The sequence below is a fragment of the Chloroherpetonaceae bacterium genome (assembly GCA_025056565.1).
Taxonomy (GTDB): Bacteria; Bacteroidota; Chlorobiia; order Chlorobiales; family Thermochlorobacteraceae; genus Thermochlorobacter.
On sequence record JANWWA010000016.1, the window covers coordinates 12,300 to 32,918 of the forward strand.

Annotated in this window: 15 protein-coding genes; 6 read left to right on the forward strand and 9 right to left on the reverse strand. The window is 49.2% G+C overall.

Annotated features, from left to right (window positions below):
* Positions 1-19 precede the first annotated feature (19 nt).
* From NZM05_11035 to NZM05_11045, 3 genes are all read right to left on the reverse strand, one after another.
* Complete coding sequence (locus NZM05_11035; GenBank protein MCS7014145.1) at positions 20-781, reverse strand: superoxide dismutase; 762 nt, start codon at positions 779-781, stop codon at positions 20-22.
* Between the two features lie 89 nt (positions 782-870).
* Positions 871-1,362 (reverse strand): hypothetical protein, encoded by a 492-nt coding sequence (locus tag NZM05_11040; protein ID MCS7014146.1) that lies wholly within the window; start codon positions 1,360-1,362, stop codon positions 871-873.
* On the reverse strand, positions 1,359-1,772 hold the full coding sequence (locus NZM05_11045) for a hypothetical protein (protein MCS7014147.1): 414 nt from the start codon (positions 1,770-1,772) through the stop codon (positions 1,359-1,361). The genes NZM05_11040 and NZM05_11045 overlap by 4 nt, the downstream gene beginning before the upstream one ends.
* A gap of 168 nt (positions 1,773-1,940) precedes the next feature.
* On the opposite strand from NZM05_11045, the gene NZM05_11050 reads away from it, so the two are divergent.
* The 4 genes from NZM05_11050 to NZM05_11065 are packed head-to-tail and all read left to right on the forward strand — an operon-like array spanning position 1,941 to position 7,953.
* On the forward strand, positions 1,941-3,083 hold the full coding sequence (locus NZM05_11050) for a response regulator (GenBank protein MCS7014148.1): 1,143 nt from the start codon (positions 1,941-1,943) through the stop codon (positions 3,081-3,083).
* A 41-nt stretch (positions 3,084-3,124) separates the two neighbouring features.
* Positions 3,125-4,831 (forward strand): ATP-binding protein, encoded by a 1,707-nt coding sequence (locus NZM05_11055; protein ID MCS7014149.1) that lies wholly within the window; start codon positions 3,125-3,127, stop codon positions 4,829-4,831.
* Positions 4,832-4,843: 12 nt separating this feature from the next.
* A complete protein-coding gene (locus NZM05_11060) occupies positions 4,844-6,574 on the forward strand; it encodes a PAS domain-containing protein (GenBank protein MCS7014150.1) in 1,731 nt (576 codons plus the stop codon).
* Positions 6,571-7,953, forward strand: a complete 1,383-nt coding sequence (locus NZM05_11065; protein ID MCS7014151.1) for a response regulator — start codon at positions 6,571-6,573, stop codon at positions 7,951-7,953. Before NZM05_11060 ends, NZM05_11065 begins: the two co-directional genes overlap by 4 nt.
* A 140-nt stretch (positions 7,954-8,093) precedes the next feature.
* Here the strand turns inward: NZM05_11065 and NZM05_11070 are convergent, their stop codons facing one another.
* Both NZM05_11070 and NZM05_11075 read right to left on the reverse strand, forming a co-directional pair.
* Positions 8,094-10,013, reverse strand: coding sequence for a c-type cytochrome (locus NZM05_11070; GenBank protein ID MCS7014152.1), 1,920 nt, complete (start codon positions 10,011-10,013; stop codon positions 8,094-8,096).
* An 82-nt stretch (positions 10,014-10,095) separates the two neighbouring features.
* Positions 10,096-11,664 (reverse strand): PhoX family protein, encoded by a 1,569-nt coding sequence (locus NZM05_11075; GenBank protein MCS7014153.1) that lies wholly within the window; start codon positions 11,662-11,664, stop codon positions 10,096-10,098.
* Positions 11,665-12,038: 374 nt separating this feature from the next.
* On the opposite strand from NZM05_11075, the gene NZM05_11080 reads away from it, so the two are divergent.
* A complete protein-coding gene (locus NZM05_11080) occupies positions 12,039-13,754 on the forward strand; it encodes an alkaline phosphatase family protein (GenBank protein MCS7014154.1) in 1,716 nt (571 codons plus the stop codon).
* Between the two features lie 37 nt (positions 13,755-13,791).
* Here NZM05_11080 and NZM05_11085 read toward each other — a convergent pair whose 3' ends face one another.
* The 4 genes from NZM05_11085 to NZM05_11100 form a co-directional block, all read right to left on the reverse strand.
* Positions 13,792-14,466, reverse strand: coding sequence for a hypothetical protein (locus NZM05_11085; protein MCS7014155.1), 675 nt, complete (start codon positions 14,464-14,466; stop codon positions 13,792-13,794).
* Positions 14,463-16,358: a CocE/NonD family hydrolase gene (locus NZM05_11090; GenBank protein ID MCS7014156.1), complete on the reverse strand. Its 1,896-nt coding sequence runs from the start codon at positions 16,356-16,358 to the stop codon at positions 14,463-14,465. The genes NZM05_11085 and NZM05_11090 overlap by 4 nt, the downstream gene beginning before the upstream one ends.
* A gap of 304 nt (positions 16,359-16,662) precedes the next feature.
* The gene (gene hscA, locus NZM05_11095) at positions 16,663-18,558 is read right to left on the reverse strand and encodes a Fe-S protein assembly chaperone HscA (GenBank protein MCS7014157.1); all 1,896 of its coding nucleotides are present in this window, start codon (positions 18,556-18,558) and stop codon (positions 16,663-16,665) included.
* Positions 18,559-18,698: 140 nt separating this feature from the next.
* On the reverse strand, positions 18,699-19,079 hold the full coding sequence (locus tag NZM05_11100) for a hypothetical protein (GenBank protein MCS7014158.1): 381 nt from the start codon (positions 19,077-19,079) through the stop codon (positions 18,699-18,701).
* A gap of 99 nt (positions 19,080-19,178) precedes the next feature.
* Here NZM05_11100 and rlmD point away from each other — a divergent pair, with 99 nt between their 5' ends.
* Entirely contained in the window at positions 19,179-20,615 is a 1,437-nt protein-coding gene (rlmD, locus tag NZM05_11105; protein ID MCS7014159.1) for a 23S rRNA (uracil(1939)-C(5))-methyltransferase RlmD, read from the forward strand.
* Positions 20,616-20,619: the final 4 nt, after the last annotated feature.

Sequence of the window (20,619 nt, forward strand, 5' to 3'; positions counted from 1 at the left end):
GCTCAGGGGGAAAACCCTGCTAAGCTAACTTTCGGGCAGTTTCATAGCGCTCGCTCACATTCTCCCAGTTGATAATGGAGAAGATGGCATTTACATAGTCAGCGCGTCGGTTCTGATACTTGAGGTAGTAGGCGTGCTCCCAGACATCAATCACCAAGAGTGGCACAGCACCCCAAGTCGTGAGGTCTTGATGTTTTTCACATTGCAGAATGGTCAGCCGCTTTGCAAATGGTTGATAGGCTAGCACGCCCCAACCTGAGGCTTCAACCGAAATAGAGGCATTAGCAAGCTGCGCCTTGAATTTGTCAAAGCTGCCGAAGTCGGTATTAAGGGCTTTTTCTAAATCTCCTTTGGGCTTACCACTCTTAGCAGGGGCTGTGAGGTTTGTCCAGTAAATTGAGTGCAGAATATGCCCAGAGCCGTGAAAAGCAAGTTCACGAGACCAGTGCTTAATTAAGGCAAAGTCACCTGACTCACGAGCCTTTTGCAATTCTGCTTCTGCTTTATTAGCGCCTGCCACATAGCTGGCGTGGTGTTTGTCGTGATGCAGCTCAACCGTGGCTTTGTCAATGATGGGCTCGAGTGCATCTTTCGGGTAGGTCAGCTCTGGCAGTACATATTTGCCGCTGCTGTCGACAATTTGGTCGAGCAGCCATAGCTTGAGCCAAGCTGACTCGGTGCGTGGTGAGGCCTCAAGCGCTGGTAAGCCTGCTAGCATGACACCTGCTGAAGTAAATGAGGCTGCCTTCAAGAACGAGCGTCGTGAAGTTGAAGTCGGCATACTCAGATAGGTAGTTACGGTGTTGAAGTTTACTATCCAGTCTCTACGCTCGAAAAATCTAACTTTCAGGTGTTTCGTTTCAAATAGCGTTAGGGGCAGGAGAAATCATACTGCTCTGCACCGTGAATGAAATAAAATGATTGCAGTTTCTCCGAAGGGAAATGCATCACTTGCAGGATATTTTTCTGGTCGTCGAAGACTTCGAAAAGCAGCGTATTTTTTATGGAGAGCTGTTCAATCGGTGTGGAGCTGGAAAATTGCAATTGATACCACCACATATCTTTGTCTATCCCGCTGGTAACAAGTTGAGGCAACAAACGGTTGTGTGGTTGACGCAGCTCAAAACGAGAGTTGAGGTATGCTAAAAAAAGCGAATCACAAGTCGGTGTGGCGGAGAGTGAAAAACTTTCAAGGCGATGAAATTTCTGCAGTGCAAGTTCCAAATCGTCTTTGAAAAAGCGGAGGTTAAGCACAGCGATATTATCCTCAATTGCCATCTTGCCGTAACTGACATGGAAGTTGTGCACGGCGATGGTGCTAAGGCAAAGAAGCACCAAACTGGCCAAAATGCCTCTGGTCATCGCTTGCGCGGTCGAAACGGTCTGTAATAGAGTGTTTCAATTTCATCAGTGCCTAATTCACGGCGAATTTTTCTCAGGCGCAGCCGACTATCCTCAAGCTCAAAATCCAACACAAGTAGGATATAGTCGGGTTTGCTGATGCGTTGATAATACTCAATATGCAGCGAAGTGGGGTGCGAGTGCCACTTCACGACTTCTGAGCGTTCTATGGTGTGTGCAGAAAGCGAAACAGGTAGGCGCAATTCTTGGCGAAAGACCGTTCCATCTTGAAGCCGAACAGAATCAATCATTATAACCGTATCGCGGTTTGCAGATTCTTTGATGCAAAGGTAAATTGGGACATTAACTGCCGCTCGAGAGGCAAGCTCAAGCTGCCACTCGCCCAAGATGCTACGAGCACTTGTTTGCAACCATACATTACTCGCAAGGATAAGTATGATAAACAAATAGTTTGGCAACGGATGCCTCCCCAGAGTTTTATCGCCAGGTGTGCCTGAGCCAGTGTGCTAAGCATGCCACCTTGCGCAGAATCGATGCAAATTTAGTAGAAAAGACTCTGTTGCATCAACCAAAACAAGATGTGCGAGATGAAAGGTGAAAAACTCTCGGTGCTGTTTGTCGACGATGAGCCATACATTCTGGAATCACTGCGTGAATTGTTCGGAAAGAAATATACCGTCTATACCGCAAACAGCGGTGAAGAAGCGATTGAAATTGTTAGACAGCACCCGATTGCAATTGTGATGAGTGACCAACGAATGCCCGGAATGAAGGGCGTGGAGGTCTTGCGTGCAGTGCGAGAATGTTCACCGCAAACGATTCGAATTTTACTAACAGGCTTTGCAGATGTAGATGCCATTCTGGATTCGGTCAATGTAGGAGAAGTGTTTCGCTATGTGCGGAAGCCGTGGGATGTGGAGAACTTGATGTCAGTGTTATCGCTGGCGGAGACCACTTATTTGAACAAGGTAAAAGCCAGCCAAAGTCTTGGAAATCAACAAACAAGTAAGGTGGATATGTCAAAAGGGGAACAAGTGCGTCGCTCAAGTCTGCCAGCTTCGGTGTTGCAAGAGTTGCGCCGTCAGCGTGAAGCTGAAGAGAGTTTTTTTCAAAAGGTCAGTGAAAAGTTAAAAGCAGGTGTAAGTCCAGACAAGCTGCTGGAAGGAACAACAGGTCGAGTGAGAGTGCTGGTCGTTGATGATGAACCCTCCGTGCTGACCGCACTGTCAGAGATGCTAGGCGATGAGTATGAAGTCTTAACCAGTCGGACTGCTGATGAAGCACTGGCCATTCTGCACCAAGATATTTTCATTGGCTCACTGATTAGCGACCAGCGTATGCCAAGCAAGACAGGGACAGACTTGCTAATTGAAGTCAGCCGCCTTGCGCCGCTGCTGCCCAAGATTTTGATTACGGCTTACACCGATGTCGAAGATGTGGTGCGCCTTATCAACGAGGGGCAGATTCATCGCTATATTCAAAAGCCGTGGGATTCGCGTAAGCTCAAAGCGACAATTGCAGAGGCAATTGAACTTTACAAAGAGCGACTAAGCGCCTACTTAGCTGAGCGGGAACGATTGGGCGAAGCACTATTTCTCCCTGAAATATCTGAAGCGACACCAGCGCCTGAACCTGAAAAAGCGGACATAAAAGCCAGTCACTCGGAACTAGCAAATAAACTCAAAGCTCTAAGTGAAGTGCGCAAAAATAAAGGAGGATAAACTTGTCGAAGAACTTATAACCAAGCAAGTGGCAATGCGTTATGCAACTGGAAGATTCAAAAGCAAATTTTCAGACAGATTTACAGGTCAAGCGATACAGTGAATTGATTATCTACGCAATCATTTTTCTCTTCCTAGTAGCAGCCTCGTTTGTCGTCAGTATTGTGCTCTCACGTCAAAGTCAACAAGATGCGCAGCACATTTTTTGTGCCACGCAGCAGCAGCGTAGCTGGGCAAACGCTGTAGAGTCTTTTACCAGAGCAAACATTGCAATCTACATGGAGTCAGGGAATGCAATGCCTGACTTGAAGACAGCAGTAGAGGCAATTCAGCAATTCAAGCATCTAATGAATGCACTAGCGCACGGCGACTCTCTAGAGATGAACGGCAAGGTGTTCCAGATTTCAGCAGTCTCTGAGCCAAGCCTGCAGCAGGTGCTGAAAACAATGCAAACACGCTGGGCAGAAGTAGAGGGAGATTTTACAGCTTTTGCAAAGAAGTTCTCAGAAGGGCACATTGATACGGCACTTTTTACCAAAGTTGCCGATCCGATTCTAGCAAAGTTAGGACCTCAGATTGCAGAGGATACGCGAACCTTCATCGTTACGCTGGGCTTCCTATCCGAAGAACGCATTACAGGCTTGCAGACATTTCAGATTGGTGCGCTCATGCTCAGCGTTGTGGTCTTCTTAGTTATGGCGTTTCGACTGGCGATCTCGCTCCAAGCACAAGACCGTGTCATTGTGGAGCGCACGCGGCAAATTATGGAGCAGAACCAGAAAATTCTGGAACAGAATGAACTCATTAACGCAGAAAAGCGCACAGTAGAGAAACTCAATCAAGAACTAGAAAACAATCTCAAAAAGCTGCGTGAGACTCAAGCCTATCTGATTCAAACTGAAAAGATGAGTTCCCTAGGGCAAATGGTAGCAGGCATTGCACACGAACTCAACACACCAATTGGCTATGTGAATACAAATGTGGTGCTGGTAAAAGAGCGCTTCTTGGAGCTGGCAGATACCTTGCGCAAAGCACTCAGGGCACAGGAGCTGATTTACAATGACCAGTTTGAAGAAGCAGTGGTCGAGATGCAAGCCATTGCCAGTTCCCCATATGGGACAATTGCTGAGCTCGATGAAACCGAAGCACGCGTCAAGCGTCTGCTTGCCGCCTCACAGGCGGGGCTTGAGCAAATGGCAAATCTGGTGCGCAGTATGCGCAATTTCTCTCGCCTTGATGAAGCTGAAATGAAGAAAGCAGACATTCACGAAGGCATCAAGGGGAGTCTGCTGATGCTCTCGCCACAGCTGAAAACCAACGACATTCAGGTTACAACCGATTATGGAGACCTGCCAATGATTGAGTGCTACCCTGCTCAGCTGAACCAGGTTTTTCTAAATCTTATTCAAAATGCAGTGCATGCGGTAGAAGGGCGACCAGAGCCAAAAATCCACATCTCAACAACACTGGAAAATGGCGAGATTGTGGTCAGAATTTCAGACAACGGACCCGGGATTCCTGAAGAAATCCAAAGCAAGATTTTTGACCCCTTCTTCACCACGAAACCTGTGGGCAAGGGCACTGGTCTAGGTCTTTCAATTTGCTACAGTATCATTCAAAAACATCAAGGCACAATTACCTTCGAGACGCAAAAGGGTGTTGGCACGACCTTTATTGTGCGCATTCCTGCACGGGATTTTATGCCGGTAAGCAGTCAAACTGGACAAGTGCAAGTAGAAAAGGTATAGCAAAACGGTACGATGAACGCGCTCGAGAAACAGATGCTGAGTTCAGAGCCGAAAATAAGTAGCCTGCTATCGGGGCTGATTATAGAGAGTCTGCAAGATCCCTTGTGCGTCAAGGATAGTGGCGGGCGCTACACGTATCTGAATGCGGCAATGTGCCGCTTGCTTGGCGTAACCAGCCCAAAAGATGCAGTCGGCAGAACAGACTTGGCTTTTTTTCCTGATGATATAGTAAGACAGCGGCGCAATGATGACCTTCTTCTGCTCACTGCACAGTTGCCAGCTATCTCAAAAGAAGAAGCATTGATTGAGCCGGCAACAGGGCTGCTCAAGTGGTTTCAAATCACTAAGTCGCCCCTAAAAGATAGTGAACAGCGCATCATCGGTACCGTTGAGCTATACCGTGACATTGCGGCGCGCAAGGAAAGTATGGAGGTGGTGCATCGCATTCAAGCTGAGCTGCTGCAGAAGGAAGCAGCGCTCTCAAGCTTGATTAACAATACAGACGATTACATCTGGGCAATTGACCGAGAGTATAACCTGAGCGTGGCAAATGAAGCAGTAAGGCACTTTGCGCGCACAGCATTGGGCATTGAAATCCAGATTGGAATGCCATTTTTTTCAATCGTGCCGCCTGAGAATGTCGAGGTGTGGAATCGATATGCCAATCTGGCACTTGGCGGCGAGCATGTGGTGTTCGAGACTAGTCATCGATTAGCAGACGGAAGCGTGCGCTACGAGGAAGCAACGCTCAACCCTATCAAGGATTTTCAAGGGGAGATTTTTGGGGCAGCTGTCTTCGTGCGCGACATTACGCGTCGCAAACGCATTGAGGAAGAGCTGCAGGTGCTCAACAGAGAGCTTGAAAAGCAACTGGCAGAGGTGCAAAAAACTCAGGCGCAGCTTATTCAAGCAGAGAAGATGAGTTCCCTAGGGCAAATGGTGGCGGGCATTGCACATGAACTCAACACGCCAATTGGCTATGTGCAGAATAATTTGGAGCTAATTGGCAAGCGCTTTGAGACGCTCTCAGAGCTGTATGCTAAAGCAATTGAGGCAATTGCGTGCATCAACGACAATCGTCTGGAAGATGCGCTGTGCAAATTTCAAGAAATCTCAGAATCTGAGCTGGCAACAAAAGAGTCGCTGTCGCAACTTGTAAGCCGCACTCAGAAGCTATTCAACGGGTGCATGGTCGGCCTAGAGCAGATGGCAAACCTTGTTCAAAGTATGCGCAATTTCTCTCGCTTGGACGAGGCGGAGATGAAGCGCGCAAATCTTTTGGACGGCATTCGTAGCAGCCTGCTGATGCTAGGGCACATGTTGCGTGAAAAAGCTATCCAAGTCGAGACCTATCTGGAGCCCCTACCAATGATTGATTGCTACCCAGCACAGCTGAATCAGGTTTTTATGAACATTATTCAAAATGCGATTCATGCAGTTGAAGCCAGCCCTGCACCCCGAATTCGCATCTATGCCCGACAAGAAGGCAACTTTGCTGTCGTAAAAATTCAAGACAACGGCACAGGGATTCCGAAAGAAATTCGCGGTAAGATTTTTGACCCCTTTTTCACCACCAAGCCCGTTGGCAAAGGCACAGGATTAGGACTTTCTATTGCCTACAGCATTGTTGAGAAGCACAAAGGCTCTATTTCCTTTGAAACCGAAGAAGGCGTGGGCACGACCTTCGAAATCAAGATTCCAATTGTAGAATTTATACCCTCAAACCAAGACACAAGAGAATGATGAAACTCAAGATGTTGATTGTCGATGATGAGCCGCAGGTGCTGGAGTCGCTGCGCCAGTTGTTTGATGCCGAGTTTATTGTGTTTACGGCGCAAAGTGGAGAAGAAGCGCTGAATTTAGCCTTACAGTTGCCTGACCTTGCTGTGATAATTAGCGACCAGCGGATGCCTACGATGAAGGGCGTGGATTTGCTCAAGCAGATTAAGCAAATGCTGCCCGACACAATGCGCATTTTGCTAACGGGATACACTGACCTTGATGCCGTCTTGGATTCCGTTAATCTGGGCGAGATTTTTCGGTATGTGCGTAAGCCATGGCAGCCAGAGACCTTGAAGTCTATTGTCTCACTAGCCGCAGCCTCATATGTGCTGCGCAAACAGAAGCAGACACGCGCCATGTTGCGCGAGCAACCTCCAGCGCAAGCGACCCACACACCGAAATCCAATCTGGTGAGGCTTGATCTCTCAAATGCACTGGGCGAACCGCTGCCACAAGTGAAAGTGCCAGAGCCAAGCAACGCGCCGAAGCCTGTGGCAAAGGAGGAAAATCGCTCAAGCACGCCGCTACCCGCTAACCAAACTACGCCCAAACAGTATCTGTCATTTGAGGAAGAATTCTTTGCAACTTTCAAGCCCGAGACAATCGCAGAGGTAGAAAAATACGAGAGCTTCGAAGAAGAGTTTTTTGCGAAGCTCAATGAGCATGTGGCGATGTTGGAAGCAAAGCTGTCTGAGTCAGAAGAAACCCAAGCAGGCGTGCAAAATCCGCTACCTGCGGCGAACACATCATGGCTGAATGAGGAGCTGGAAGAAATGCGTGCGTTTCGTGAGGTCTTCTATGGACGCAGCGGTAAGCCGAAAGTGCTGGTTGTCGATGATGAAAAGCGAGTGCTGACTGCGCTAACAGACTTGCTCTCCGATGAATTCAATGTAATTGCTTGCAATGATGCCCGCACCGCCTTAGATGTGCTAGAATCCAATGCCCTCATTTCTGTCTTGCTGTCCGACCAGCGAATGCCCGGTATGAGTGGCGTCGACTTTCTGATTGCAGCCCATCGCATTGCCCCGCTTGTGCCAAAAATTTTGATGACAGGCTATACCGACCTTGAAGACATTGTTCGCCTTGTGAATGAAGGTCAAATCTTCCGACATATTCAGAAACCTTGGGATGTAAGCAAGCTGCGAGAATGCTTGCTGCTGGCAGCGGAGGAATTCCGACGCCGCGTGGAACACGGTCTGCGTCAGCGGCATCTTTACCTCAAACAGCCAGAGAAAGCAGCGCAGCTTATGGCAGTAGAAGCCAAAGGCAGAACAGGACGAAACATAGAGAACGAGATCGAGAGCCTAAAAAAAATCGCAGCGCTACTTAAGAGGAACTAACAAAAGCCCGCTGATTGAAAGCGGTTCTACACGCATCGCCCTCCTCCTTTCAGGGAAAGCACTGCGCGTCCAATCGGACTCAAAGGAAGACATTTAAAAGACGCTGTAGAGGTAGCGTGCCCTAAGTACCAATGCGTAGCCTAATAGCTTCCACCGACCTTTCGAGCGTTGAGCATATCATCATTAAACCGTGGCAAGGCAGTAGGGCGCGCAGTTAAGCCCGTTGTGTCCGTGAGGGCTTTCATAAAAGCAATAATGTCTTGAATTTCCTGCTTAGTTAGGTTGAGTTTGTCTTCAGGCAGCGTTTGATGGTCTAAGTCAATACCAATACCCTTGCCGCCGCCAACGTTGTAGAAGCGCATCACTTCGTCAAGTGTCTTATAGACACCGTTGTGCATATAAGGTGCGGTAAGCGCCACATTGCGGAGCGTCGGGGTCTTGAACATATACCTGTTAAGCTCTATTCCATTAGTAGCCATTTTACCGATGTCAGGGTCAATTTCAGCGTTTTTCCACTTAGCCTCTTTCGGGACACCGATAACTTCTGCCTCTGTCTCAGTAAAATCAGGTGGCACAGTGCCGTTGAAAAACGGAATGAAGTGGCAAGTAGCACACTTGGCTTTACCCGCAAAGAGATTGAAGCCACGCTGCTCACTTTCACTCATCTTTGTTTTGTCGCCGCGCATATACTGGTCAAAACGAGAGTTGAGGGCAATAAGCGAGCGCATATAGCTGGCAATCGCTTGTGCAATGTGCTGACCCGTAACCGCATTGTCCACACCGAAAGCCGCTCTAAATAGGGCTTGATACTCGGCACTTTTGGCAAGTTTGGCTGCTGCGGCATCCAGTGAGCTTTTCATTTCATCGGGACTATGCACTACAAAGCGCACGCGGTCTTCGAGGTAAATCGTTTTCTGGTCATAAGATGAACTGGCTTGAAAGGCAGAATTGATGAGAGTGGGTGTGTTGCGCAATTTATGCGTTTCGCGTGCTATCGTTAGCGCCCGTGGCAGCCCATCAGTGAAGGCATGTTCAGGCTGATGGCAGGAAGCACAAGAGCGCTGATTGTTTTCAGACAGAAGCGGTTCAAAGAAAAGCAGTTTGCCGAGCGCCACTTGTTGCAGGTTTAGTGAGTCCATGTAGTCGGGTGCATAAGCCGTTGGGTCAAATGCCTCAGGGTCGAACAAAGTTTTAGCAGTGGTGCGGAAAGGGCGCTTTGTCTCAAGAAATGGAATTTGTAGCAAGACCTGCACATCATAGAGTGCTTCAGAGAGCGGGTTAGCAAACTCTACGATGAAGTGAAGGCGATTGAAGGCATTGAAGTCCTGAGCGTGGCTTGCAAGGTAGCTGATGGCAGCACGGAAGCACTTGCGCACTTCCTGCAACTTAGCGGTGTCTTTTTGCACCAGCACTGCTGCATAACACTCAAAAGCTTCAGCAAGACCTTCTACAGCTGCCTGAGCTTCAGGAATGGAGTGTTGTGCAATAGGGGAATCAAAACCTGTAATGCCCAGCGTGATAATGCGAGCAATCTCAAGCCGCATAGCATCGAATATGCGAGTGTCGCTGAGCGTCTTTTTGATAATCACATCATCAAAGCGTTTGCAGAGCGAGCGCATGATTTTAACTTGCCGAAGCATAGCATCACGCTCCGCAAGGTTGACATCAGGGAAAAGCATTTCCTCTAAGACTTGAAAGCCAGTGGGCTGCTCGAGCTTGAATTCTTCACCGACCTTGACCAGTGCAGGACCGTTCATTTCTTCAGAAGTACGCGGTGCATAATACTCTGAAAGAAACTCAATGCGCTTGTAAGCAAGACGAGCTGTTCTGAAGGCTTGCTGCACGACTGTTTTGGATAGTGTATCACTGGCTGCACTTGCAATCAGTGAATCTAATGCACCCAGTGCTGCATGCAGTGCGCGTAGGTTTTTCGAAAATGTGGCTTTGACCGTTGAGTCTGCAATGTCTTTTGAAGCTGTAGAGCTGGTCTTGGGCAACTTCGTGCAGCTAGACGCCACGACAATGATAGCAATTGCAACAAAAGTTAAGATGCGGTTCATACTGCTCGTACTGATGTGATGATGAATGAAAAGAGCCGCACTCTTTGGAATGCGGCTCTTCGGTCGTCCATCTGCAAGGGTTTTAGCGAGGCACATTCGTGAGAATTAGAACATAGCTGCCCTCACCGAAGTTGGTAGGAACTTGTGCAGCAGGCAGAGTGCCGCCGTCTGGATTGCGGAAGTCTCTACCGGGCGCTTGACCACCTTGCCGCCAAGTGTGCGTCTGCACACAGACAAGGAAAGTGCCAGGGCGACCGACTTCATTGGAGATATCAAGCATAGCACCGTATTCCCATTCACCAATAGCAGGTCGTCCGTCAGAGCCGACGAACCAGTTAGTTGCACTGCCATCGGGGTTTCGCTCTGCCACATACTTACGCTGAGCAGCACTGCCGTCGCGTGGTGGAGAGACTTCCAAGAAAACCGAGATGGTGCTTGGGCTTGAACCAATGCGCCACTGGTAGATACGGCAGTCATGATTTTGACGGCGGGCATCAAAGACATTTGCACCACGATAGCGGTTGGGGTCTTCTTGGATGTAGACGAAGTTTTCTGTCACGCAAATGTTATCAGGGTTCATAAACTCGCGGGCTGGACCATTCGGGTCATCGCCATCGAAGAGAACTTCAAGTGTGCCACGAAGAGGGTTGCTGGGGTCTAAGCGCAAGCGATACACACGACCATACATTGTGCGAGCGCTATCGGCATTGGCGCCGGTGCCCCACACCTGACCAGTAACGCAGAAGTAAATCTCAGTGGCGGCTGCGTCTGACCCTTTGCGGTAGTCAAGGTCTTCAACGCGACCAAAGGCAATGGCATTCAAGCGAGCCGCTTCTTGGTTGAACTCTGCGGCAGCTCGAGACTTCGGATTAGTGATTTCACGGAACTCTACCTCATACACTTGCCCAGCCACCATTGAGCGTTCACGGCGGACATTGTCGCGGCGTGCCATCACATAGAGCTTGCCGTTGTCGAAATTGCCAGTGCCTTCGCCAACATAGAGCGCCACTTCACCTGCGCCTTGAAAATCATCATCACCGATGATAGTAACTGTGCGGTTCGGATAAGTGCCTTTCGGCAAGGTAACGGCGTTTTCGCCACTCCAGTAGCCAAAGTTGGTCAGAATACGGTCAGTTTCACTTGGGCGACCATATGGATCTACGATGTGAATCTGAGATTCAGGGCCGGATTCACCGCAGGTGATAAACTGCGGGCGAGCAACGCCGTGCACTTCGGGCGTAACCATCGTCGCAGAGCAAAGACGCCACAAACCGTCGTTAGAGGTCATCAAATACTCACCACGCACAGGACGGAAGGTCTGGTCAAGTGTGATGCGTGAGACAGCAAAGTTATCCTCATGGTTGCACACAAAGGTAAAAGTGCCGTCTGGATTCCTAAGAAGACCTGCGCCATCTGCCATACCGCCGAAGACGAAGTTTGGAGACTGACGCAGCGTATCGTCAGAGCTAATGAGCGTGAAGGCTTGCACACCTTGCGCAATGCGTGAGACGAAAGTCGGTGTAACCGAATACTGACGCAGTTCAACCGTCGAGGCTGAGCTACTGTCGGTAGTGTTACTGCGGCAGCCTGAAAGGGTTATCCCACAAACGAGCAATCCAAAGAGTGCTTGCTGAAGTAGTTTCCTGAGCATTGTTTCAACAGAGTTTTGTTTTGTTCGAGTTGCTATGCTGTCAAAACCTGCATCGCAAAACGGCATAATTCTCCGACTTCCAACGGTTTTTTGGGAGCACCGCCTCAGCAAGGGCATTTGCATCATAGAGCACGCAGCAGGAAAAAGTGAAGGAACACGGTTTTTTCTGGATAGTCGGGCTGTCGTTTCACGATGCGGACGCAAAGATAGTGGCAGCGTGTTAGGGAAGCGTTAAAGTAACGATAAGTTTGCGTTAAGTTCTGACTTGCAGCAGACTTTTTAGCAAATTGCACTCAGCACTGCCAGCAATGGTGAAGAAGATGTATCTTTGCAGCAATCTAAAATGCTGCAACTTGCTGCAATCCACATACACAATGAATACGCACCCTTTCTGGCTTCTTTTGCTTTTTTGTCTAATCAGCACAATCGCACCAGCGCAAACCAAGAAAACTGCAGCACAAGCACCCAAGTTGGTGGTCGCAATTGTAATAGACCAGTTTCGCTACGATTACTTGGAGCGGTTCAGGGCATACTACTTGCCAGCAAGTAAGTCATCAGGTGGGTTTAATCGGCTGCTGGCAAGCGGTGCACTCTTTACGAATGCGCACTACCCTTACATCAACACTTACACTGCACCCGGACATGCCACACTTTTTACGGGTGTAATGCCAGCGCGCAGCGGCATCGTAGGCAACGAGTGGATTGACCGTTCCACTAACCGCATGGTCTACTGCGTCGAGGATACAAGCGTGAGCACTGTTGGAATCAATGCGAGTGCCAATTCAGGTAAAATGTCGCCCCGAAATGCGCTGGTTTCAATGGTCACTGACCACTTGAAGACAATCTCGCCAAAAAGCAAGGTGATTGGAATTGCACTCAAAGATAGAGGTGCGATACTGCCAGCAGGTAAAAAAGCCGATGCAGCATTCTGGTTCGATGCGGCAAGTGGCAAGTGGATTTCAAGTTCATACTACTTTCCAAATGGTAATCTGCCAAAGTGGTTAGAAAACTTCAACGAGAGAAAGTTGCCTGAAAGTTATTTAGGCAAAGAATGGGTTAGGCTGTTGCCTGATAGCGCTTACACAATGCCAGATGATGCAGTGGGCGAAAGTAACTTGTTAGGTGAAGAGCGCCCAGTATTCCCGCATAAGGTGATTGATGCGACAAAGCTAAGTGACCCGCGCTTACGAAATGTAAGACGGTTTGAGGCGATTGCACCCACACCATTTGGCAATGAGCTAACGATTGAAATCGCCAAAGCAGCAATTGAAGGAGAGGCGTTGGGACAGCGTGGCGTAACTGATGTGCTCACTATCTCGTTTTCCTCAGTTGACTACTGTGGACATGCTTTTGGGCCAGATAGCCAAGAGCAGATGGATATCGTTGTGCGTTTAGACCGTCAGCTTAGCGATTTTTTTCAATACTTGGACAAAAAAATTGGGTTTGAAAATTGCTGGTTTGCACTGTCTGCCGATCATGGCGTCTCGCCGTTGCCAGAACAGTTGCAGCCTGACGGCAAGCGTGGAGAACGGCTCTTCAAAGCGAACACATTAGATTCGTTGCGCAGGTTGGTCAGTGCAAAATACCCGAACGTGGTCGGCACTATAGAAAACGATGAAGTGGTGCTAAACCGCGACGCTGTAGCGAAACTGGGCTACAGCCCCAGCGAAGTAGAGCGATTTGTAGGCGAGTGTGCACTGCAGCTACGCGGCGTGATTGGCTTTGTAACGCGCACGGACCTGGAACAGGGCAGCTTAGATGCGACAGGTAAAATGGTAAAGCACTCTTTCTTCGCATCGCGCAGCGGTGATGTGAAGTTGCTGCTTAGACCCTATTCCTTCTTTGCATTTGCACAAACTGGCACCACACACGGCACGGCTTACGACTATGACACACATGTGCCAATGCTATTCTGCGGCAAAGGCATTCGTCCCGGCAAGTATCACGCGGCAGTGTGGACAACTGACTTTGCCCCAACCTTACACTACTGGCTTGGTCTACCCCCCGAGCTAGCCGATTATGACGGCAGGCCGCTCTATGAAATCTTTGAGCAAAAGGATGCGCAAAGCGCAAGACGCTTTCGCCGTTGAGCCAGTGTCCAGAGAAAATCCGAAGCAAAGGTTAGATTCAAAACAAGAGCGTAAGCATTAAACCAGCGTCAGACGGTGTCAGTTTAAGCGATAGCATTGGGCGCAGAGCTTGCTCCAAGTCGCTGATACGTGCACTAGATGCCAGCACTTGCCAGATATCGAAAAAGAGGAGAAATGCACCTTGCACGATAATGCCTAGTCCGCTACCAAAAAACTCATCGCTGCGGCTCAGTCCATTCCGAGCTGCCCAAGCCAAAGCACCGCCAACCAACATATAGCCAACATCTAATCCGACATTCACAAGTAAGATTTTGGAAAAATTTTGCTCTTCTGAAAGCTCCTGCAAGAGGGCTTTGCCGTCAGTGCCAAGCGTATCCAGCGCAGCAAGCTGCGAGCCGAGTCCGAGCAAAGCAGCGCTTGCAATCGCTGCATTCACAGCGCCCCAGCCGAGATTCTGAAAACCCCAATACCGCAGAACAGTGTTCTCTGATTGCAGAGATAGCCCAACGCCAGACAAGATAGAAGCACCTGCCCAAGCACCTAAAATCCACATTGCGCGCTGCTGTGCAGCAAGGCGCGCCTCAGCGTAGCGTTTCACTAAAACTTGTGCCGGGCTGTCAGTAGCAAGCAAAAAGAGTAACGCGGCTGCCAAACTGACGCCTTGCGCCGTGAGGCGAATGCTGACAACTACCCGTATGCGCCCAGGCATCATTGCGGCAAGATTTTCACTTTCAGGTGCGATGGCGCTTTGGCTGTGCGATAAATCCGATGTGTTGCAACCTGAAAATCGCTATCGCTGCACTTGTAGATGTCAACAAACTTCTGCGGATTGCGGTCAATAAGTGGGAACATTGAACTTTGCACTTGCACCATAATGCGATGCCCTTTTTTGAAAGTGTGCAGCACATCTTGCAGCTCGAACTTCACCTCTTCAATCTGATTGGGTTTCATTGGTTCAGGCTTTTCGTAACTCTTGCGGTAGCGGGCACGCATCACTTCCCAACGCACCAGCATCTGGTAGCCACCCAAGCGCACAGGGGCAGGAAAGACCCGTCGCCCAATAGGCTTATCGGTGTATTCATCTCTGGCAGTATCAGGAAAAACGTCAATGAGCTTGACGATGAAGTCAGCATCGCTGCCTGTTGTGGACGCAAACAGATTGGCAAAAATGTTTCCAGCTAATGTGATGTCTTCGGTGAGCACATCAGTTTGATAGACCAGCACATCAGGTCGGCGTGCCGCAAAGCGCTGGTCTTCAATCATATACTCAACGCTGCGGTCAATGCGTATCTCGTTGGTGTAAGGCACGGGCTTGTTGGGGTCGCTGATGTATTCGTCGTACCCTTTGGTGTCTTTAGGCGGCTCAAAAGAGAGCTTGCCATTGGCGTGAAAGTAGAGGTTCTTCTCTACGACATTCTTTGGATGCCATGTCTCAAAGGTACGCCATTGGTCTCGACCAACGTCGTAAAGTATTGCTTCGGGTAGCGTATCGTTGCCATTGCCTTTGAGATGGGCGTTGAAGAAAGGTTTCAAGATGTGCTCGCGATAAAACTGACCGGTCTTTGAGCCAAACTTGATGTATCCCAAGCGGTCGCCATCAGTTCTTGCCCATGCGCCGTGATACCATGGACCCATGACGAGAATGTTGCGTGCCTTTGGGTTTTGTCGCTCAATAGCATCATAGACTTTAAGCGGCCCATAGAGGTCTTCTGCGTCAAACCAGCCGCCGACGGTCATCACCGCAGGCGTGATATTTTTTAGATGCGGCAAGATTGTGCGTGATTTCCAGAACTCATCATAATTCGGATGATTCATCATCTCATTCCAGAACGCGATACTATCGCGGTAGATTTTTTCATTGACATTTCTTAGTGCGCCAAGCTCCAAATAGAACTTGTAAGCATCAGGCGTTGGAAAGTTGTAGGGTGGATTGCCCACAGTGGTGGGCTTCGGACGCGCTTTACCAAAGGAGTAAAGAAAAGTAAAGGCGTCCATTAAGAAGAATGCCCCATTGTGATGGAAGTCATCGCCAATCCACCAATCGGTTACAGGGGCTTGTGGAGAGACGGCTTTCAGCGCAGGGTGCGCATCAGGTAGCGATGCAGCAGCATAAAAGCCCGGATATGAAATGCCCCAAATGCCAACTTTGCCATTGCAAAGCGAGACATTTTTCACCAGCCATTCAATCGTGTCGTAGGTATCACTGGATTCATCAATTTGATTGCCAGTGTTGCCCGGAATGTTCGGACGGACATTGACAAACTCCCCTTCAGACATCCAGCGACCACGCACATCTTGATAGGCAAAAATGTAGCCTTCGCGCAAAAGTTCAGATGGCAGAAGCGTGGTGCGATAGTTCTCTTCGCCATAAGGTGCAACGCTGTAAGGGGTGCGGTTGAGAATAATCGGATACTTTTTTGATGAATCTTTTGGAATGTAGAGCGAGGTAAAGAGCCGCACACCATCTCGCATTGGAATGTAGAACTCTCGCTTCGTAAAGTTTTGCCGAATGTAGAGCGAATCATCGGTTTGTGCCCAAAGCGTTGCGCTAAAGAGCCAAAAGAGTATGAGCACAAGCGCTTTGCGGGAAGCGTTGCAGGTCATAGTGTTACAGTGTTAAGTGTTGACGTTGAATTTGCGAAACTTCAATGGTTTTTTGCGGCTCTATGCAGAATACACCAATTTACCGCAAGGTCGCGCACCGTGTCGCTGATGCATAGTCGGGACTAAAGATAGCGTGATGCGTGATATTAACCAGCTTCTCGGAAAGTACATATCTGGTTGAGTAGTGCAGTATTGCTGTCTCATCTTTTGCAGAGGACAGCGCAGAGTAGTGTTCGACAGACCAGTTAGCCAAAAGTATGTTGGCGAGCGCTGCTCTTAGGACCTTATCGTGCCGTTCGACTCTTTATGCTACCTCATCTACGCTCTTCTGCTTCAAAGCGCGTGCAACTGCAGCATTCATCACGGCTTGAGCAAACGGTGTAGTAAGTGTGTTGGCTTTTTCTGTTAGTTCTGTGATTTTCTGACGGTCGTTACCCTCAACAGCCTGTTTCAGTTCCGCCAGTGTAGCGTAAATAGCAGTCTGCGTTTCCTTGGGCAGCTCTGCAAAAATCTCAGCCTCTTGCGCAATTTGCTTTTCAATTGCAGCGATGATACTGCGCGCTTCCACTTTTGCTTCAATCAGCAGGCGTTGCTCTACATCTTCTTTGGCATGTGTGAAACCTTCTAAGAGCATACGCTCGACTTCTTCGTCCGTCAAGCCGTAAGTAGGTTTCACCGTGATAGATTGCTCTTTGCCAGTGCGCTGGTCTTTAGCGGAGACCGTCAGCACGCCATCGGCATCAATTGCAAAGGTTACCAAAATTCGGGGCATACCTGCAGGCAGAGGCGGTAGTGGGCCTAAGGTAAATTTCCCAAGGCTACGGTTGTCCTTTGCCAGCTCACGCTCGCCTTGTAAGATGTGAATTTCAATGCCTGTCTGGTTATCGACGGAGGTCGTAAATTCTTGTGCCACTTTGATGGGCACTTTGGTGTTGCGCGGGATAATTGGCACGAAAACACCACCAACCGTCTCAATGCCCAGAGAGAGCGGTGTAATATCCAAAAGCAGCACATCTTCGGTATCACCTGAAATGACCCCAGCTTGCACGGCGGCACCAAGCGCTACGACTTCCTCGGGGTTAAGTGAATCGTACGGCTTTTTGCCACCAAAAATCTCTGAGACGAATCGCTTCACAAAAGGTGTGCGCGTCGAGCCGCCGACTAACACCACCGCATCAATGTCGTCTGCAGAAAGCCCTGCATCTTTCAGGGCTTTCAGGCAAGGAAGTTTGGTGCGTTCTACAACTGGCGCAATGATTTGCTCAAACTCATCACGCGTGAGCTTGCGGTCAAAATTTTTACCACAAATGTCTAAGCGCAAAACGGTTTCAGTGTGGTCTGTCAGGTCGCGCTTGGCACGTTCGCATTCAAGGCGCAAGCGTTGCTTAATGTGTGGATTGGTGAAGATGTCAAAGCCCAAAGCCGTATCGATTTCCTTTGCAATCACGGTCAGCAAGGCTTGGTCAAGGTCATCGCCGCCAAGATGGGTGTCGCCGTTGGTTGAAAGCACATCGAAGATACCATCTTCAAGCTTCAGGATAGAGATGTCAAATGTGCCACCGCCAAGGTCATAGACTGCAATGGTGCCATTCTTGGTCTTATCTAAGCCATAAGCCAGTGCAGCTGCAGTTGGCTCGTTGATAATGCGCAAGACCTCGAGCCCAGCCAGTTTGCCTGCGTCTTTTGTGGCTTGACGCTGTGCATCGTTAAAGTAGGCAGGCACGGTGATGACGGCTTTTGTGACAGGCTCTTCGAAGTAGTCGTCTGCCCAGTGCTTGAGCTCGCGGAGAATCATGGCGGATATTTCAATCGGGGTAAAGTAGCGTGTCTCTTTACCGTTGCTGATTGCAATTTTGCAGACGCGCTCCGATTCGCTTTCGCTCACGCGATAACTAAGGCGCGGTAGCTCTTCTCTCACATCAGCAAAGGCTTTGCCCATCAGGCGCTTCACTGAATACACCACTCGGTCAGGGTGCTCAGATAGAAAGGCTTTTGCGGCTGAACCAACAATCGGCGTAAAATCATCGCTGAAGTAAACCACCGATGGCACGATGCGCTCTTTCGTATGCTTGTTGAAGATAACGGCAGGGGTATCGCCGTGCATATACGCCACAAGGCTATTGGTGGTGCCTAAGTCAATGCCGATGATGCGCTCTTTCTTGATAGTGCCGGTGCGAATGTCAATTGGAATCGTTGCCATAGTTAGAATGTGTGTGAATTAGGTCTTTTGCATATGGCTGATAGAGCTGCAGAGCAAAATTGCGAAGTTCTACTTGGTAGTGAAAGCCCCACCATGCCCAGTGAAAGAGGGTGGGACAAGAAGTTGCAACAAGTCAAGCCTTACTTTGCATCTTCAATAGAAAGCACAGCGAACACATCGCCTTTCATTTCGCCCTTGACTTTCACCTTCAGATTGTTTTCTCGCTTTGTAGCTTGGAGATAGGCTTTAGCTTTTTCACTTCCTGCAGCGTCAAATTTGATGAGTTTCTTTTTTGTGTAAAGACCGTAGCCTGACGCAGCGCAATCGGGCATTAGGCAGCACTCTTTGGTGTGTCCAGCCGCCATTTTGTCGCTCTCGAAACTCTCACCACAGCGAATGTCGGTAAGGTAGCCCACTATCGTTTGAGGTTTAGCCGCCTTCTTGGAAGTTGGCTCTTGGGCGTAGAGTATAGAGCTTGTGAGCAAAAGAAGCACGACGAAATGCAAGCACTTTCTCAGCATATTTGGTTGAGTGTTTAATTAGCCAAGTGTTATTTAACTGAGTCTCTGAACGCTCAGCAAAGGCTTATCGTTTTTTCAGCAAAACCTGCGTAGCCAGAAATGCAACACACAGCATACCAAAAAGGGGCTTGCCTTGAAGTAACAATTTCTGACCGTGCTGAAGACAATCGTTGCTTTGCAAGGTTGCCTGATGGATGTTGTCTCTTTGTCAGTGGACTCGTTACGATTGGCGACACGGTGGAAGTGGAAATTGTCAAGGTCAAAAAGAATTATTTGGAGGCACAGGCAAAGCGTGTGCTGCAGCCATCGCCCTTGCGTGTTGAACCACACTGTTCGCACTTTGGCATCTGCGGCGGATGCAAGTGGCAACACCTTGCATATAGTGCGCAGCTGGAACAAAAGCGCAAGCAAGTTAAAGATGCCTTGGAGCATATTGGCGGATTTTGTAATCCGAATGTGCTGCCAGCAATCGGGGCAACAGAGCACTTCGGGTATCGCAACAAGGTGGAGTTTTCTTTTTCTAACCAACGCTTCCTGCTGGAATCGGAGCGTGAGACGACGGCTCTGGAAAAGCCGCTAGATTTTGCCTTAGGCTTTCACGCACCCAATCGCTTCGATAAGGTAGTCGACATTGATGAGTGCCACATTGCAGCGCCAGAGATGAATCAAGCGCTGAGGGTAGTCAAAGCGTTTGCGCAGCAGTCTATGCTGCCAGCATATTCCATCAAAACAAACGAAGGATTCTGGCGGCATTTGGTTGTGCGCAAAGCCTTCCGCACAGGTGAGGTGATGGTAAATGTGGTGACATCGTGGTATGAACCCACTGCAATGACCGAACTAGCCAGTGCGCTGCAGCGTGAGCTGGGTAGCTGCCTCACCAGTGTCGTCAATAACTTGACCACGCGCCGCAGTGGCGTCAGTATGGGCGAAGAAGAAAAACTGATTTGGGGCAAAAGTTGTATCACGGAGCAATTAGGCAACTTACGGTTCAACATCTCTGCCAATTCTTTTTTTCAAACCAACACGGTGCAAGCTGAACGGCTCTACGAGCTGGTGCGAGTGTTTGCACATCTTGAGCCCAGCGACATTGTCTATGACCTATACTGTGGCACAGGCTCAATCTCACTTTTTGTAGCCCCGCACTGCAAAAAAGTCTTGGGCATTGAGCTGGTAGAGAGCGCTATCAAGGATGCAGAGGAAAATGCTCGCCTGAATGCGATTGAGAACGCATCGTTTCGGCGCTTGGACCTCAAGGATTTTCGGCGCATTGTGCCTGAACTTCACGCATTTGGCCGTCCTGATGTGGTCATCACCGACCCGCCGCGTGCAGGGATGCACCCTGATGCAATTCAGACGCTTCTGCAGCTTGCCCCGCGCCGAGTTGTCTATGTGAGCTGTAACCCAGCCAGTCTGGCACGCGATGGCAAGCGCCTGTGCGAGAAAGGGCTATATCGCTTGTGCGAAATACAGCCAATTGATATGTTTCCACAAACCAATCACATTGAAAGCATCGCATGCTTCGAGCGTCAACATTAACTCT